Here is a 15,593-nt window from a genome sequence, read left to right as displayed (position 1 = left end):
CGCCCATGCACCAAGGTGATAGCCACCGAAGTCGCGTGGGGCTGGATCCATTGGATATTCAACAAATGAAACAATAGTTACAATCCCTTGATTGTCATTAAAACAACACTTTGGATCGATCTCGCATTCGCCGGGGCGGCAGTCCGTGACCCGCAGTGCGGGGCGCGCCGAGGTTGCGGAAAGCGGCGCCTGGCATCACTGCAGCGGTTCCGACGCTGCGCTGGGTTTGGCGCGGCTGGCGGTGCTCAGCAGGTCTTCCATGGTGTTGTAGTAACCGTTGGCGTCGGCGGGGCTGCACCAGAATGCCTTGCTGCCGATCACGAAAAGACGTTTTTTGGCGCGCGTGACGGCGACGTTGATCAGATTGGGTTTGCGGCCGGCAAAACCGGAGATGACGCCGGGACGGCTGGGGTCGCCACCGAGCAGGAAAATCACGAAGTCCGCTTCCTTACCCTGGAATGTGTGGACCGTGCCGCACATCTCCTTGGCCGTCTCATCGTCGAACCGGCGGCCCAGCATCTCGCGCATGCGCTCGCTCACGAGCTTGAAGGGCGTGATGACGTAGATCCGCAATTTGCCCTTTTCATCGCGTATTTCATCGTTGGTGAGCTTTTTTATGCCCCGCAGCACGCGATCGGCCTGGTTCTCTATCCAATGCCCTTCGGCGTCCTCGTTTGAGGCATCGAGCCAGGCGCTCAACGGCGCGTCAAGCGCGGCGCCTTCGATGGTTCCATAGACCATCTTGTTTTGATAGGCGATGGCGTTGGCGATCTGGAACATGGGGTTGGTGCAGCGTCTATGCACGACCAGCGGTGAGCCTAGCCACAGCGCCGTCCCATCTTCCTCTGAGCCCATCAAGGTGCCATAGCGGTTGGAGCGGTCGGCCATGGTCTGCACCGAAGCCTCGGGCGGAATGTACTGGGCTGGCGTGTCGCAATAGTTCTGCAGCGGCGTCACCAGTTCCTGGGGAATGCTGACCACGGGTTCGAGCTGTATGGGGTCGCCGACGATCACGGCCCGCTTGGAGCGCCAGATTGCGCCTATCGCCTGTTGAGGCGCTGCCTGACCGGCTTCATCGATGAGCAGCCAGGCCAGGTCGTTGGTCCTGACGCCTTTGAACAGCCGTGGGAACGAGGCAAACGCCGTCGATACCAGCGGAACGACAAGAAAGAACGCATCCCATAGCGGCATGACCCCGCCCGTGACACGGCCGCTGGTGAGCTTGCCTTGCAGCAGGTCGACGAACACCGACAGCGTGGGCTTGAGCTTGCTCCAGGCATGTACGACAAATGCCTTGTGCAGCTCCATGGACGCGACAAACAGCGCGCGGCGCGCGCTGAAAAGCGCGCCATCATCCTGATAGGGCGAAGCCCGGTGGAAGTCGTCTCGCGACAGCTCCGACAGGTTCCAGGCGTCGCGGCTGCGATCCGGCAAGCCGGCCAGAACCAGCTTCTGTGCCATGGCCTCGATGTCGCTGCTCAACTGTGCTGCGCGGGTCTGCAGGTCGATCCGTTGCGCTGCGTGTTTTCGCAGCAAGCCATCCAGGCGCAGCAAATCCTGTTGCGCCTCACTGACAGCCCGCTGGGCGCCGGCATGCGCCTTCTCTACCACTGCCAGGTTGTAATGGTCGGCAAACCCCGCATCCACCATGCGTACGCGTGTCGCGGTCGCAGCATCCTTGCATGTCTGTTCCTGGCGCTGCAGGGGACGCAGTTGCTGCTCCCACCGCTCGAGCGCGTGCTTCGATTTCTGCGCGGTCTGGAACGCGGCTTGCGCATGCTCGATGAGAGCCGTCAACTGGCGATCACGCCGCTCCCACGCGTCCACCTTGGGCTGTGAAAACCAGCGCGTGAGTAACCCTGGTTTGGCGCCATGATGGTTGGAGAGATTGCGCTGGCTGGCCTGTTCCGCGCTCTGCGCCTGCACCATCTCCATGGTCAACTGCTCCACATCTCCGCTGGGGCGGCTTGCATGGTGGCTGCGCACCAGGAAGGCCGCATTTTCGCGTTGCGCATCGGCTGCCGCGCGGGCTTTTGCATGCTCCAGATGCGAAGCCGCGGCGGCCAGCGCCGCAGCCGCGGCGGCGCAGGTCTTTCTCGCCGTATCGGCATGGGTCTCGAGCTGCCGCAGCTGCAGGTCCAGTGCGCGTTCCTGTGTCTGCAGTTGGGCCAGTTGCTCTTCGCGCTTGGGCAGCAGCACCTGCGCGTCGACCAGGTCCGCCGCTTTTGCGACTTGATTTTCCGCCTCCGCCCGGGCGGCTCGATAGCGGGCCCGGGCCTCTTCCCAGGAGGGGACGCTGTCTCTATGGCTGGCTATCCATTCAGGCAGACACACCTGGGCCAGGGGGTTGGGCGCGCCATCGGGCAGTTTCTTGCACTCCTTGTTGGGATACCAGAAGCTGCTCGCGAAAGCGTTGCGATTGGTGGAGTTTCCCAAAGCAGCAGATATCAGACCCCAAGTCTGCGCAGCTTCCGGGCGGCTCTCTTTCCTGCCCAGGCCCATGGAGTCCGAGACTTGGGAAAAGTACTCCAGTTGAATGCTGTCATCTAGGGAACTGAGGCCGGGAAGCTCGCGGCTGATGTTCTCGACGGCGCCGTTGTTGGCGCTGGTCACAACGATGCCATGTCCGCAGAGGGAAGCATCGGGCTTCCAGGCCGCGTCCTTGTGGTTCTCGACACTCAGCGCTTCGCGGAATGCGTGCTCGGGGCGCTGGAACGCCATCAAGGCATCGGCGCGCTGCTGAACCACGGCGGCCACGATGTCCTTGAGCATGGTGGTCTTGCCGGTTCCCGGTGGTCCGTTGACGGAGAACAGGCCCGAGCTCGCAAGATCCTGCTGTATGGTGTTTACCGCGAATTGCTGAGCCGTCACCAGCGGGTGGCTCCCAGGCCATGCGGCCAGCGGCAGCTTGCCGGGGTGTACGCCCGCGAGCAGCGGGGTCTTGTCGTTGGCGTCCAAGTCCACGCGTTCGGGCGCTTCCGTGCTCGCCAGGAACTGGTCCAGCGCGGCGCCGGTGTTGCCCTGGAGAAAAGCCCGCTGTACCGTTTCGATGTCCTCGGCGTAGAAGCTGTTGAGCGGGTCATCCAGCTCCTTCTTGTTCTTCCTGCTCGCGCTTTGTGTCTTGATCACCCAAGGTGCCTGGCTGGCTGGCGTCCACCCGAGTTTCTCGAAGAGCAGGGCGGTCATCTCGCGCACATCGTCGGCCGTGACGGTCCTGTAGGCCTTGCGGATTTTCTCGGCTTCGGCTTCGTTCTTCTCGATCGTCAGCAAGGCCGAGACGGTGGTGAGTTCCTTGCTGTTGGGAGTCTGCTGCGGAAGAAGCGTGTTTTTCACCAGCAAGGTTTTCAGCGCAGCCACCGTCTGAGCTTCGGCGCCATCGGGCCCGAAGAAGCCGCTGAAATCAAAATGCGTTCGCTGGCGGCTTGCCAGCGCGAGGTTGCCCAGCGCCCAGGGCGTCGAGCTGACGAAGGGCGAACCCGCCACATAGCCCATTTCATCGATGGGAAGCACCAGTGATGCGGCGTCCGTGGGGCCCGCCTTCTCGTCGTCAGAAATGGCGGGCGAGCCCAGAATCTCGCGCGTCGCGTTGGTGTACACATGGCCCGGAAGAACGCCGGCAAAAAGATGGAAGCGGCGGGTGGAGTGTTCGCCCACGAAGAAGAGCTTGTCGAGATCGTCCTGCTTTTTCGGGTCCACCCACGGCATATCCTCGTCGGACAGGCTGTCCACGGGAATCTCCCAGTTGCACACGCCCTTCGCGCATTTCACTTCGGGAGGCTTTTGCGGGCTCAGGTACTCAAAGGCTTGCCAGAGCTGCAGAGCGGCGGAGATATTGCTCTTGGACTTGTCGGGTTTCATGGCCGGCAATCATAGGCTTCCCTGGCCCGTGGTGACTGCGCGGCCTGCCCAGCCGTGTAGTGACTTACCAGCGGTCGGCTGCTTTGTCATGGACGCGTCACGTGTGCCCATCTACCATGGGTTCTTCTACAACGGAGGAGACACGCAATGACGATGAAACTGACGGTGCTGGCCCTGGCCACGACCACGCTGCTTGCTGCCTGTGGCGGATCGGACGGCACCGACTACAACACGCTGGACGGCCAGCCCCCTCTGGTCGTGGGCCATCGTGGAGCCGCCGGTTACCGGCCCGATCACACGCTGGAAGGCTACAAGCTGGCAATCGAGATGGGGGCCGACTTCATCGAGCCGGATCTGGTGGCCACCAAGGACGGCGAGCTGATCGCCCGCCACGAGCCCAACATCACCGGCACCACGGACGTCGCCAGCCGGCCCGAATTTGCGAGCCGCAAGACCACGCGCATGGTGGACGGCGTTGCCGAGACCGGCTGGTTCGCCACCGATTTCACGCTGGCCGAAATCAAGACGCTGCGCGCCATCCAGCCGCTGGCCGAGCGTGATGCGTCGTACAACGGGAAATTCAGCATTCCCACGCTCAAGGAGGTGCTGGACCTGGCCAAGAGCGAAAGCACGCGCGTGGGCCGCACGATTGGCGTCTACCCCGAAACCAAGCATCCCACCTACCACGTGAACGCCGGCCTGAAGCTCGAAGACCGCCTGCTGGCCGTTCTTGCCGGCTACGGCTATACGCAGAAAAGTTCGCCCGTCATCATCCAGTCGTTCGAAGTCTCCAACCTGAAGTACCTGCGCACCAAGACCCAGGTGCGTTTGTCGCAGCTGATCGACGGCGACGATGTGGCGCTCGGCGGGCAGGTCACGCTGGCCGCGCCCTTTGACAAGCCGTATGACTTTGCCGTTGCGGGTGACAAGCGCAATTTCATCACCATGCTGACCCCTGCGGGCCTGGCCGAAATCAAGACCTACGCCGATGGCATCGGCCCCTGGAAGCCTTATCTGATCTCATCCAAAGCGGTGGATGCCAACGGCGACGGCAAGGCCGATGACGTGAACAAGGACGGCGTGGTCGACGAGCGCGACCGCACCATGCTGCCGGCCACCTCGGTGCTGAAGGATGCGCATGCCGCAGGCCTGGTGGTGCACCCCTTCACCTTCCGCAATGAAGCCAAACGCCTGGCATCCGACTTCAAGGGCGATCCTGCGGCGGAATACAAGCTGTTCTTCGAGCTGGGAGTGGACGCGGTGTTCAGCGATTTCCCTGACACCGCAGTCAAGGCGCGTGCTGCAATGGACAACTGAGGACCAAGTCGGCTGGGCTGGCGCCCAGTCCGATTCCCTGCATGCGGCGCAGATGAATGCGTGCCGCTTGCCAAGGCCAGGCAAAAGAAAAGCCCCTGACTCTTGCGAATCAGGGGCTTCCATTTGGTGCCGGAGAGATGAATCGAACACCCGACCTTCTCATTACGAATGAGCTGCTCTACCGACTGAGCTACACCGGCTGAAGAATTAAATTATATACCAGAATGATAGCTTGTCACGCGATCAACTTCATTTTTTGAGCCGAGTATGACGCTGACACGTTCATGCAGCTGCGTGGGCTGCAGTTCGAGGATGCGCTGCTTGCCGTTGGTCGAGGCGCCGCCGGCCTGTTCGACCAGCCAGCTCATGGGGTTGGCTTCGTACATCAGGCGCAGCTTGCCGGCCTTGTTGGGTTCGCGCTGGTCCCAGGGGTACATGAAGATGCCGCCGCGCATCAGGATGCGGTGCACGTCGGCGACCATGGAGGCGATCCAGCGCATGTTGAAGTTCTTGCCGCGCGGGCCTTCCTCGCCGGCCAGGCATTCGTCGACGTAGCGCTTCACGGGAGCATCCCAGTGGCGCATGTTCGACATGTTGATGGCGAATTCCTGGGTGTCGGCGGGAATGCGGATGTTTTCGCGCACCAGCACGAACGAGCCTTGCTCGCGGTCCAGCGTGAACATCGCCACGCCGTCGCCGACGGTGAGCACCAGCGTGGTCTGCGGGCCGTAGATGCAGTAGCCGGCAGCAACCTGCTCGAGGCCGGGCTGCAGGAAGTCGGCGTCATGCACGCCGGGGTGGCCTTCGGGCTTCTTGAGCACGCTGAAGATGGTGCCGATGGAGACGTTGACGTCGATGTTGGACGAGCCGTCGAGCGGATCGAACATCAGCAGGTATTCGCCCTGGGGATAGCGGTTGGGCACCACGTAGATGCCTTCCATTTCCTCGGAGGCCATGCCCGCGAGGTGGCCGCCCCATTCGTTGGCTTCGATCAGCACTTCGTTGGCGATGATGTCGAGCTTCTTTTGCACTTCGCCCTGCACGTTCTCGGAGCCGGCCGAGCCCATGACGTCGCCGAGTTCGCCCTTGTTGACGGCAAAGCTGATGCGCTTGCAGGCGCGCGCGACGACTTCAAGCAGCAGGCGCAGTTGGGGAGGAATGCGGCCGTCGACGCGTTGCTGTTCGACGAGGTAGCGGGTCAGGCTGGGACGTTTGCTCATGGCGGAAATCCAGTAATTACAAAAAAGGTGGGCCGCAGACGCCGGGTAGGCGTCCGCGGTCTTTCAGTCGGCGAGGGCGCGGGTCACGACTTCGCGCACGTCATTGCTGAGGTCGGGGCGGGCGGCGACGCGGGCAATGGCTTCGCGTGCGGCCGTGCGGTAGGGCTCGGCGAGTTTCTTCCAGCGGTCCAGGGCGCGCGCCAGGCGGGCCGCGACCTGCGGGTTGATCGCGTCGAGCTCGATCACGCGCTCGCTCCAGAACAGGTAGCCGGCCGCGTCCAGGCGGTGGAAGGCGCCCGGGTTGCCGCTGCAGAAGCTGAAGATCACGCTGCGCGCCCGGTTGGGGTTCTGCAGCTGGAAGTCGGGGTGCTTCATCAGCTGCTTGACCGCGGGCAGCACCTGGCCGCCGCGGTCGGTGGCGCCGGCCTGCAGCGCAAACCACTTGTCGAGCACCAGCGCCTCGGTCTTGAACAGCGCGTGGAAGCGCGCCAGCGCATCGGCTGCCAGCGGGTGGCCGCTGTGGACCAGCGCGGACAGCGCGGCCATGCGGTCGGTCATGTTGGCCGCGTCCTTGAAGGCCTGATAGGCACGGCCGGGCCACACGCTGTCGCCGCTGCGGCGCGCATCCAGGCACAGCATGGACAGCGCCAGACCGGTCAGCGCGCGCCGGCCCGACGACACCGGGTCGGGCTTGTAGGCGCCGGTGTCCTGGTGGTTCTCCCAGGCCCAGGCCCAGTCGGCCTGCAAGGCGGCGGCAAGTTGCTGGCGCAGGGTTTCGCGCACGGCATGCACGCGCTGGGGATCGACCTCGTCGAGCTGTTCCGAAAGATAGCTTTCCGAAGGCAGGCTCAGCACCAGTTCCTTGTAGGCCGCATCCAGCGTGGGATGGCGCAGCACGCTGCGCATGGCTTCGACAAAGGGCTGGGGCAGCAGGTTCTGGGCAATCTCGCCATCGGGCTGCACGACCACCGCCGGGTTGTTGATCGCGCCCAGCGCGATGCGCAGCGCCAGGCGCTGGCCGGCTTCCCAGCGGTTGAACGCATCGCTGTCCTGCGCGAGCAGGGTCAGCAGCGCTTCGTCGCTGTAGTCGTACTGCAGGCCCACCGGAGCGGTGAAGCCGCGCAGCAGCGAAGGCACGGCAGGCTGGGTCACGCCGCTGAACACAAAGCTTTGTTCGGCTTCGGTCAGCACCAGCAAGCGGGTGCCGGCCGGGCTGCCGGCCATGCCGGCGGTGTCGAGCAGCTGCACGGTCTGGGCCGCGCCGTCCTCGGTCAGCAGGCCGACTTCGACGGGAATCACGAACGGCAGCTTTTCGGGCTGGCCGGGCGTGGGCGCGCAGCTTTGGCGCAGCGTCAGCGTATAGGTCTGGGCCGCAGCGTCATAGACGCCGCTGGCCGCGACCTGGGGCGTGCCGGCCTGGCTGTACCAGCGCTTGAATTGCTCCAGGCGCTCGCTCAGCGCGCTGCCCGGGTTGGCGTCGGCAATGGCCTGGGCGAAATCGTCGCAGGTCACGGCCTGGCCGTCATGGCGCTCGAAGTACAGCGCCATGCCCTTGGCAAAGCCTTCGCGGCCCACCAGGGTGTGCATCATGCGCACGACTTCCGCACCTTTTTCGTAGATGGTGACGGTGTAGAAGTTGTTGATCTCGAGGTAGCTGTCGGGCCGCACGGGGTGGGCCATGGGGCCGGCGTCCTCGGCAAACTGCACCGTGCGCAGCACGCGCACGTCCTCGATGCGCTTGACGGCGCGCGCCGACGGCGTGCCGGCCAGGTCCATGCTGAACTCCTGGTCGCGGAACACGGTGAGGCCTTCCTTGAGGCTCAGCTGGAACCAGTCGCGGCAGGTGATGCGGTTGCCGGTCCAGTTGTGGAAGTATTCATGGCCGACCACGCTTTCGATGTTCGCGTAGTCGACATCGGTGGCCGTGGCCTGGTTCGCCAACACATATTTGGTGTTGAAGATGTTCAGGCCCTTGTTCTCCATCGCGCCCATGTTGAAGTCGCTGGTGGCGACGATCATGAAGCGGTCCAGGTCCAGCGACAGGCCGAAGCGCGCTTCGTCCCAGGCAACGCTGGCCATCAGCGAGTTCATCGCATGCTCGGTCTTCTCGAGATCGCCGGGGCGCACGTAGACCTGCAGCAGATGCTCCTTGCCCGCGCGGCTGGTGATGCGCTGCTCGCGCGCCACGAGCTGGCCCGCGACCAGTGCAAACAGGTAGCAGGGCTTGCGGTGCGGATCGACCCACTTGGCGAAGTGCCGGTTGTCCGGCAGCTCGCCGCTGTCGACCAGGTTGCCGTTGGACAGCAGCACCGGGAACAGCGTCTTGTCGGCGCGCAGCGTCACGGTGTACATCGCCATCACGTCGGGACGGTCGAGGAAATAGGTGATGCGGCGAAAGCCCTCGGCTTCACACTGGGTGAAGAACGTGCCTTCGCTCACATACAGGCCCATGAGCTTGGTGTTCTTCACCGGCGCGCAGGTGGTGAAGATCTCGAGCTCGACGGGCGCGTCGCCCTCGGGCAGGTTTTCGAGCACCAGAGCGTTGCCGTCCATCTTGAACGACGTGCCCTGGCCATTGACCATCACGCGCGCGAGGTTGAGCTCGTCGCCATCCAGGCGCAAGGCCTTGGCCGGCACGTCGGGGTTGCGGCGCACGCGCATGCGGTTGAGCACGCGGGTCTTGGCCGGGTCGAGATCGAAAGTCAGATCCACGGTGTCGATCCACCAGGCCGGAGCCTGGTAGTCGGCACGTTGTGTGGGTTTCGCTTGTCCTTCACGCAACATGATGTTCCTCCCTTATATGCCTTGCTTGAGCGAGGCTTCGATGAACGCGTCGAGATCGCCGTCCAGCACTTTTTGCGTGGCGGAAATTTCGACGTTGGTGCGCAGGTCCTTGATCCGGCTGTTGTCCAGCACGTACGAGCGGATCTGGTGGCCCCAGCCCACATCGGTCTTGGTGTCTTCGAGCTTTTGCTGCTCTTCCATGCGCTTGCGCATTTCGAAGTCGTAAAGACGCGAGCGCAGACGCTGCCAGGCCACATCGCGGTTGCTGTGCTGGCTACGACCGTCCTGACATTGCACCACGATGCCGGTCGGGATGTGTGTCAGACGCACGGCCGAGTCGGTCTTGTTGATGTGCTGACCGCCCGCGCCCGAGGCCCGGTAGGTGTCGGTGCGCACGTCCGAGGGGTTGATGTTGATCTCGATCGAGTCATCAATCTCGGGATAGACGAACAGCGAGGCAAAGCTGGTGTGGCGGCCGCCCGACGAATCGAACGGGCTCTTGCGCACCAGGCGGTGCACGCCGGTTTCGGTGCGCAGCAGGCCAAACGCGTATTCGCCTTCGATGCGTATGGTCGCGCTCTTGATGCCCGCGACATCGCCCGGCGTTTCTTCCTGCACTTCGGCCTTGAAGCCCTTGCGTTCGGCATAGCGCAGGTACTGGCGCAGCAGCATGCTGGCCCAGTCGCAGGCTTCGGTGCCGCCGGCGCCGGCCTGGATGTCGATGAAGCAGTTCAGCGGATCGGCTTCATGGCGGAACATGCGGCGGAACTCGAGCTCTTCGACCAGCGGGCGCAGCTTTTCGGTTTCGGCTTCGATGGTCAGCAGACCGTCTTCGTCGTCCTCTTCACGGCTCATCTCGAACAGCTCGGCGTTGTCGGCGAGTTCGTTGGCGAGCTTTTGCAGCGTCAGCACCACGCCGTCGAGCGACTTCTTTTCCTTGCCGAGTTCCTGGGCCTTCTTCGGGTCGTTCCAGACGGCGGGGTCCTCGAGCGAGGCGTTGACGGTTCTCAGGCGTTCGTATTTGGCATCGTAGTCAAAGATACCTCCGTAGATCTGCCGCACGTTGCGTCAGATCTTCGAGGGTATTGCCGATGAGGTTGATGCGTTCTGCTTCCATGATGCGTCCTGTGTGTTCTTGAGAATTAATCGTCGATTTTCTCATGCACAGCGCCCATTCGAACGCAAAGCCCCGGGACCGGGGCTTTTGGGGGCGATTTAAGCCGTAAAAAATGCGCGGCGCGAGCCGCCTCGCAGGGCTTAGAAGCTTTCCCAGTCGCTTTCGTTGCTCACTGCCTTGGGCGCCGCAGGCTTGGGGGCCGCGGGCTTGGGCGCAGGCGCGGCGGCGACACGCGGGGCAGGGGCGGGCGCGGGGCGGGCCGGCGCGTTGACGGCCCGGGGTGCGGGTGCAAGCTTGGGCGGGGCATGAACGACTGGCGCCATGCCGTTGTGTCCCAGATCGAACACGCTGACCACCTTGGACAGCGCCGTGGCCTGGCCTTGCAGCGCACCCGTGGCGGCCGCGGCTTCCTCGACCAGGGCCGCGTTCTGCTGCGTCATCTGGTCCATCTGGGTCACGGCCTGGTTGATCTGCTCTATGCCCGCGGTCTGCTCATGGCTCGCAGCGGTGATCTCGCCCATGATGTCGGTCACGCGGCGCACGCTGCTGACGATCTCGTCCATGGTCTTGCCGGCCTGGTCGACCTGGCCGTTGCCTTCCTCGACCTTGATGACCGAAGCGTCGATCAACTGCTTGATCTCCTTGGCGGCCGCGGCCGAGCGCTGGGCCAGCGTGCGCACTTCGGAGGCCACGACCGCAAAGCCGCGGCCCTGGTCGCCCGCGCGAGCGGCCTCGACGGCGGCGTTGAGCGCGAGGATGTTGGTCTGGAAGGCGATGGAGTCGATCACGCCGATGATGTCGACGATCTTGCGCGACGAGGCATTGATGTCCGACATGGTCTGCACCACCTGCGACACCGCGGCGCCGCCGCGCACCGCGACCTGAGAGGCGACGCTGGCCAGTTCGTTGGCCTGCTGCGCGTTGGCGGCGTTCTGCTTGACGGTCGATGTCAGTTCTTCCATCGAGGCCGCGGTTTCCTCCAGCGAGCTGGCCTGTTGTTCGGTGCGGGCCGACAGGTCCTGGTTGCCCATGGCGATCTGGCTGCTGGCCGTGGCGATCGAGTCCGTGCCCTGGCGCACCTGGCCGACGATCTGCTGCAGGCTGCTGTTCATGTCCTGCAGGGCCTGCAGCAACTGGCCGGTTTCATCGGTGGAGTGCACTTCGATGCGGCTGCCGAGGTTGCCGGCGGCGACTTCCTGGGCGAGCTTGACCGCATGCTGCAGCGGCCGGGCGATCACGCGTGCAATGCCCAGAGCCAGGGCCAGACCCAGCAGCACCGAGCCGGCCAGCAGCGCGCTGATCCAGACCTGGGCGCTGTCGAAAAGGTCGTCGCCCGCCTTGTTGAAGGCTTCGGTGCGCGCGCTGTTGATCTCGTCGAGCGCGTCGAGCTTGGTCTGGATGGCAAGCGTGACCTTGAGCGAGTCGCCACGCAGCGCGTGCGCGGCCTGTTCGCTTTGCAGGTCGCGCGACATCTGCAGGATCTGCGCGGAATGCGTTGCGTAGTTCTTGAGCTCGGTGCCGATCTCGCTGAGCAGTTGCTGCTCCTGGGGCGTCTTGGCGAAGGCGGCATAGGCCGCGTGCTGCTTGGTCACCGTGTCCCACAGAATGGGCATGGATTTCTCGTAGCCTGCGGCCTCGTCGGGCGTGGCGGCCAGCAGGTGCTGCGTCAGCTGCGCGCGGTGGCGCTGCAGCTGGTACTTGATGTCCTGCAGCGTGCGCGCCGCGGGCAGTGCCTGGCGCGTCAGGTCGGTGGCGGTCTGGTTGACGCGGTCGAGCTGGACCAGCGCGAACAGGCCTACGCTGGCGGACAGCAGCAGCAGGACCGCGAAAGAGACAAGCAGCTTGTTGGCCAGCTTCAGGTTTTGAAAGAACGTCATGGGGGTGGGGGGTAGCGGTCAAGCCGCGGCGCAGTGCAGAAATTGAAATTGACAGGGAAGGAGCGACCGATCACTTTCGATCCGCCGCATCCTTGCCGGGATTATCGGAAGCCCAGCGCAAACCCTTAGTCCAATAAGCAGGGCTTTTCCCGAAAGTTACAAATTCGTGCAGACGCAGGGCGCGGCGCAGCCGCACAGGCAAGAAAAAACCCGGCGCGCAGGCCGGGTCGACTTGAATTCGGTGTTAGGGCTATCCGCCGCGCGTCACCGGAACTTCGGCGTCCTTGCCATAGCTGCCGTACTTGCCCAGCTCCCACTTGGCCAGCGCGTTGCGGTGGACTTCGTCGGGGCCGTCGGCAAAGCGCAGCGTGCGCGCGGTCGCGTAGGCATAGGCCAGCGGGAAGTCGTCGCACATGCCGCCGCCGCCATGCACCTGGATCGCCCAGTCGATGACCTGGCAGGCCATGCTCGGAGCGACGACCTTGATCATCGCGATCTCGGTGCGGGCCACCTTGTTGCCGGCCGTGTCCATCAGCCAGGCGGCCTTGAGCGTGAGCAGCCGGGCCATGTCGATCTTGCAGCGCGCTTCGGCGATGCGCTCCTGCGTGATCGACTGCTGGGCCACCGTCTTGCCGAACGCGGTGCGCGAGGTGGCGCGCTTGCACATCAACTCGAGCGCGCGCTCGGCCAGGCCGATCAGGCGCATGCAATGGTGTATGCGTCCCGGGCCCAGCCGCCCCTGGGCGATCTCGAAGCCCCGGCCTTCGCCCAGCAAAATGTTCGAGACCGGCACGCGCACGTTCTCGAAGTACATCTCCACATGGCCGTGCGGCGCGTCGTCGTAGCCCAGCACGTTGAGCGGACGCACGATGCGAATGCCAGGGGTGTCGGCCGGCACCAGCACCATGCTCTGCTGCGAGTGCCTGGCGGCTTCGGGGTCGGTCTTGCCCATGGTGATGAACACCGCACAGCGCGGGTCGGCCGCGCCCGAGATCCACCATTTGCGGCCGTTGATCACGTACTCGTCGCCCTGGCGTTCGATGCGCGTTTCAATGTTGGTCGCGTCGCTGGAGGCGACGTCGGGCTCGGTCATCGCGAAGGCCGAACGGATCTTGCCTTCGAGCAGGGGCTTGAGCCAGCGCTGCTTGTTGGCTTCGTCGCCGTAGCGCGCAATGGTTTCCATGTTGCCGGTGTCGGGCGCCGAGCAGTTGAAGGCTTCGGAGGCCCAGGGCACGCGGCCCATGATTTCGGCCAGCGGCGCGTACTCCTGGTTGGTCAGGCCCGCGCCTTCATAGCCCGAGGCCGCGGCGCTGTCCACCGGCAGGAACAGGTTCCACAGTCCGGCTTCCCTGGCCTGGACCTTGAGCTTCTCGACGGTCTGCAGCGCGCTCCAGCGCTTGCCCGCCGCGGTATTGGTCGCCAGTTCCGCTGCATAGGTGGCTTCCGCGGGGTAGATGTACTCCTCCATGAAGCGCAGCAGCCGCGCCTGCAGGTCCTTGGTCTTGGCCGAATATTCGAAGTCCATGCGTTCTCCTTGGGGTGATTTGCGCGGTCGCTTCAGGCGCCGCTCTTGAGCGCGAAAGACCAGGCGAGCTCGGCCATGGGCCTGGCGGTGTCGCCCGAGGCCTTGGCCTGGGCACTGGACGCCGTGCCGGCTTCCACGCGCTTGGCGATGCCTTGCAGGATGGCCGCGATGCGGAACATGTTGTAGGCCAGGTAGAAGTTCCAGTCGGCGCGCAGCGCCTCGGGTGTGGTGATGCGCGTGCGCTCGCAGTAGCGGCGGATGTAGCTGTCCTCGTCGGGAATGCCCAGCGCAGCGATATCCATGCCGCCTATGCCGCGGCCCAGCGCGGCCGGGATATGCCAGCTCATGCAGTGGTAGCTGAAGTCGGCCAGCGGATGGCCCAGGGTGGACAGCTCCCAGTCGAGCACGGCGATCACGCGCGGCTCGGTCGGGTGGAACATCAGGTTGTCGAGGCGGAAGTCGCCGTGCACGATGGACACATGGGCTTCGTCGCGCGCGCTCGCGGGCATGTGCGCGGGCAGCCAGGCCATCAGCTGGTCCATCTCGGGAATCGGCTGGGTCACCGAGGCCAGATACTGCTTGCTCCAGCGCCCGATCTGGCGGTCGAAATAATTGCCCGGCTTGCCGTAGCTGGCCAGGCCGCGTTCGGCGAACTTCACCGAGTGCAGCGCGGAAATCACGCGGTTCATCTCGTCATAGATGGCGCCGCGCTCGGCGGGCGTCATGCCCGGCAGCGACTGGTCCCAGAGCACACGGCCTTCCATGTACTCCATCACGTAGAACGCACGGCCCATCACGGTCTCGTCCTCGCACAGCGCGAACATGCGCGGCACGGGAACGTCGGTGCCCTGCAGGCCCTTCATGACTGCGAACTCGCGCTCAATTGCATGCGCCGAAGGCAGCAGCTTGGCCACGGGCCCGGGCTTGGCGCGCAGCACATAGCTCTGGCCGGGCGTGATCAGCTTGTAGGTCGGGTTGGACTGGCCGCCCTTGAACATCTCGACGCTCAGCGGGCCGGCAAAGCCCGTGAGATTGCGCGAAAGCCAGTCCGACAGCGCGGCGGTATCGAACGCATGCTGCTCCGAAAGGGGGCGGGTGCCCACGAAATGGTCGAAAGTGCTCATGGGTCAGCAGGTCCTTGTCGTCAGTGGTCGGATTCCGCGATGCGCAGCAGCGTGGGCCGGTCGCGCACGACCAGGCCGCCCGGCTCGATGCGGATGATGTCTTCGCGCTCCATGGCCTTGAGCTCCTGGTTCACGCGCTGGCGCGAGGCGCCCAGCAGCTGTGCCAGTTCTTCCTGTGCCAATTGCAGGCCGATGCGGATTTCCTGTCCATCGGACAGGCTGGGCACGCCGTAGCTGCGCACCAGGTGCAGCAGCTGCTTGGCCAGGCGCGCGCGCAGCGGCAGCGTGTTGAGGTCTTCCACCAGGCCGTAGAGCTGGCGTATGCGCCGCGCGTGCAGGCGCAGCATCGCTTCGGAGAATTCGGCGTGGGTGGCGAGAATCTTCTTGAAGTCGGCCTTGGAAACGCACAGGATAGTGGTCTCGCCGTGCGCATAGGCATCGTGGGTGCGCCGGTCGCCGTCGAAGATCGCGACATCGCCGAACCAGATGCCCGGCTCCACATAGGTCAAGGTGATCAGCTTGCCCGAGATCGAGGTGGAGCTCACGCGCACCGCGCCCTTGGCGCAGGCGATCCACTCCTCGGGCGGCTCGCCGCGTGCGCAGATCAGCGTGCCGTCCTTGTAACGTTTGACATATGCGCATCGAAGTATGTCGTGCCTGAGTGAAGGAGAAAGAGACGTAAACCAGCGACCTGAGTTGATCGCTTCACGTTCTTCGATAGTAAGAATCGGGTCGTCCATGGCCTGTCTTTTCCGTGACTGATGACCGGCC

At 64.3% G+C, this 15,593-nt stretch carries 9 protein-coding genes and 1 tRNA gene; 1 reads left to right on the top strand and 9 read right to left on the bottom strand.

Going from position 1 to position 15,593, the window contains the following annotated elements; translation table 11 throughout:
• Nucleotides 1-195 precede the first annotated feature (195 nt).
• Nucleotides 196-3,858 (bottom strand): DEAD/DEAH box helicase, encoded by a 3,663-nt coding sequence (locus RR928_RS01865; RefSeq protein WP_332681312.1) that lies wholly within the window; start codon nt 3,856-3,858, stop codon nt 196-198.
• Between the two features lie 147 nt (nt 3,859-4,005).
• Here RR928_RS01865 and RR928_RS01860 point away from each other — a divergent pair, with 147 nt between their 5' ends.
• Complete coding sequence (locus RR928_RS01860) at nt 4,006-5,175, top strand: glycerophosphodiester phosphodiesterase (protein ID WP_332681310.1); 1,170 nt, start codon at nt 4,006-4,008, stop codon at nt 5,173-5,175.
• Nucleotides 5,176-5,299: 124 nt separating this feature from the next.
• Here RR928_RS01860 and RR928_RS01855 read toward each other — a convergent pair.
• The 8 genes from RR928_RS01855 to RR928_RS01820 form a co-directional block, all read right to left on the bottom strand.
• Nucleotides 5,300-5,375 (bottom strand) — tRNA-Thr (locus RR928_RS01855).
• A 12-nt stretch (nt 5,376-5,387) separates the two neighbouring features.
• Complete coding sequence (locus RR928_RS01850) at nt 5,388-6,395, bottom strand: class 1 fructose-bisphosphatase (RefSeq protein WP_213301972.1); 1,008 nt, start codon at nt 6,393-6,395, stop codon at nt 5,388-5,390.
• 63 nt (nt 6,396-6,458) lie between these two features.
• Entirely contained in the window at nt 6,459-9,179 is a 2,721-nt protein-coding gene (gene pepN, locus RR928_RS01845; protein WP_332681306.1) for an aminopeptidase N, read from the bottom strand.
• A 12-nt stretch (nt 9,180-9,191) separates the two neighbouring features.
• Nucleotides 9,192-10,296, bottom strand: a protein-coding gene (gene prfB, locus RR928_RS01840) for a peptide chain release factor 2 (RefSeq protein WP_332538011.1) whose coding sequence is annotated in 2 segments (ribosomal slippage) — nt 9,192-10,214 and nt 10,216-10,296 — 1,104 coding nt in all. Because the reading frame shifts where the segments join, the coding sequence is not laid out codon by codon here.
• Between the two features lie 140 nt (nt 10,297-10,436).
• Complete coding sequence (locus tag RR928_RS01835) at nt 10,437-12,173, bottom strand: methyl-accepting chemotaxis protein (RefSeq protein WP_332548605.1); 1,737 nt, start codon at nt 12,171-12,173, stop codon at nt 10,437-10,439.
• Nucleotides 12,174-12,423: 250 nt separating this feature from the next.
• Nucleotides 12,424-13,698, bottom strand: coding sequence for an acyl-CoA dehydrogenase family protein (locus RR928_RS01830; RefSeq protein ID WP_332538009.1), 1,275 nt, complete (start codon nt 13,696-13,698; stop codon nt 12,424-12,426).
• 32 nt (nt 13,699-13,730) lie between these two features.
• The gene (locus RR928_RS01825) at nt 13,731-14,822 is read right to left on the bottom strand and encodes a phosphotransferase (protein WP_332538008.1); all 1,092 of its coding nucleotides are present in this window, start codon (nt 14,820-14,822) and stop codon (nt 13,731-13,733) included.
• A gap of 20 nt (nt 14,823-14,842) precedes the next feature.
• Nucleotides 14,843-15,562 (bottom strand): Crp/Fnr family transcriptional regulator, encoded by a 720-nt coding sequence (locus tag RR928_RS01820; RefSeq protein WP_332538007.1) that lies wholly within the window; start codon nt 15,560-15,562, stop codon nt 14,843-14,845.
• Nucleotides 15,563-15,593 lie beyond the last annotated feature (31 nt).

The sequence above is a fragment of the Comamonas sp. genome (genome assembly GCF_036666375.1).
Lineage (GTDB): Bacteria > Pseudomonadota > Gammaproteobacteria > Burkholderiales > Burkholderiaceae_C > Comamonas.
The sequence above is the reverse complement of the archived record's forward strand: the minus strand, read 5'-3'. Positions and strand labels throughout refer to the sequence as shown.

What these genes read in the sequence shown, in the direction of transcription:
- RR928_RS01825 (WP_332538008.1), bottom strand. Translation starts at nt 14,822, where the DNA reads ATGAGCACTTTCGACCATTTCGTGGGCACCCGCCCCCTTTCGGAGCAG.
- RR928_RS01850 (WP_213301972.1), bottom strand. Translation starts at nt 6,395, where the DNA reads ATGAGCAAACGTCCCAGCCTGACCCGCTACCTCGTCGAACAGCAACGC.
- RR928_RS01820 (WP_332538007.1), bottom strand. Translation starts at nt 15,562, where the DNA reads ATGGACGACCCGATTCTTACTATCGAAGAACGTGAAGCGATCAACTCA.
- pepN (WP_332681306.1), bottom strand. Translation starts at nt 9,179, where the DNA reads ATGTTGCGTGAAGGACAAGCGAAACCCACACAACGTGCCGACTACCAG.
- RR928_RS01860 (WP_332681310.1), top strand. Translation starts at nt 4,006, where the DNA reads ATGACGATGAAACTGACGGTGCTGGCCCTGGCCACGACCACGCTGCTT.
- RR928_RS01835 (WP_332548605.1), bottom strand. Translation starts at nt 12,173, where the DNA reads ATGACGTTCTTTCAAAACCTGAAGCTGGCCAACAAGCTGCTTGTCTCT.
- RR928_RS01830 (WP_332538009.1), bottom strand. Translation starts at nt 13,698, where the DNA reads ATGGACTTCGAATATTCGGCCAAGACCAAGGACCTGCAGGCGCGGCTG.
- RR928_RS01865 (WP_332681312.1), bottom strand. Translation starts at nt 3,858, where the DNA reads ATGAAACCCGACAAGTCCAAGAGCAATATCTCCGCCGCTCTGCAGCTC.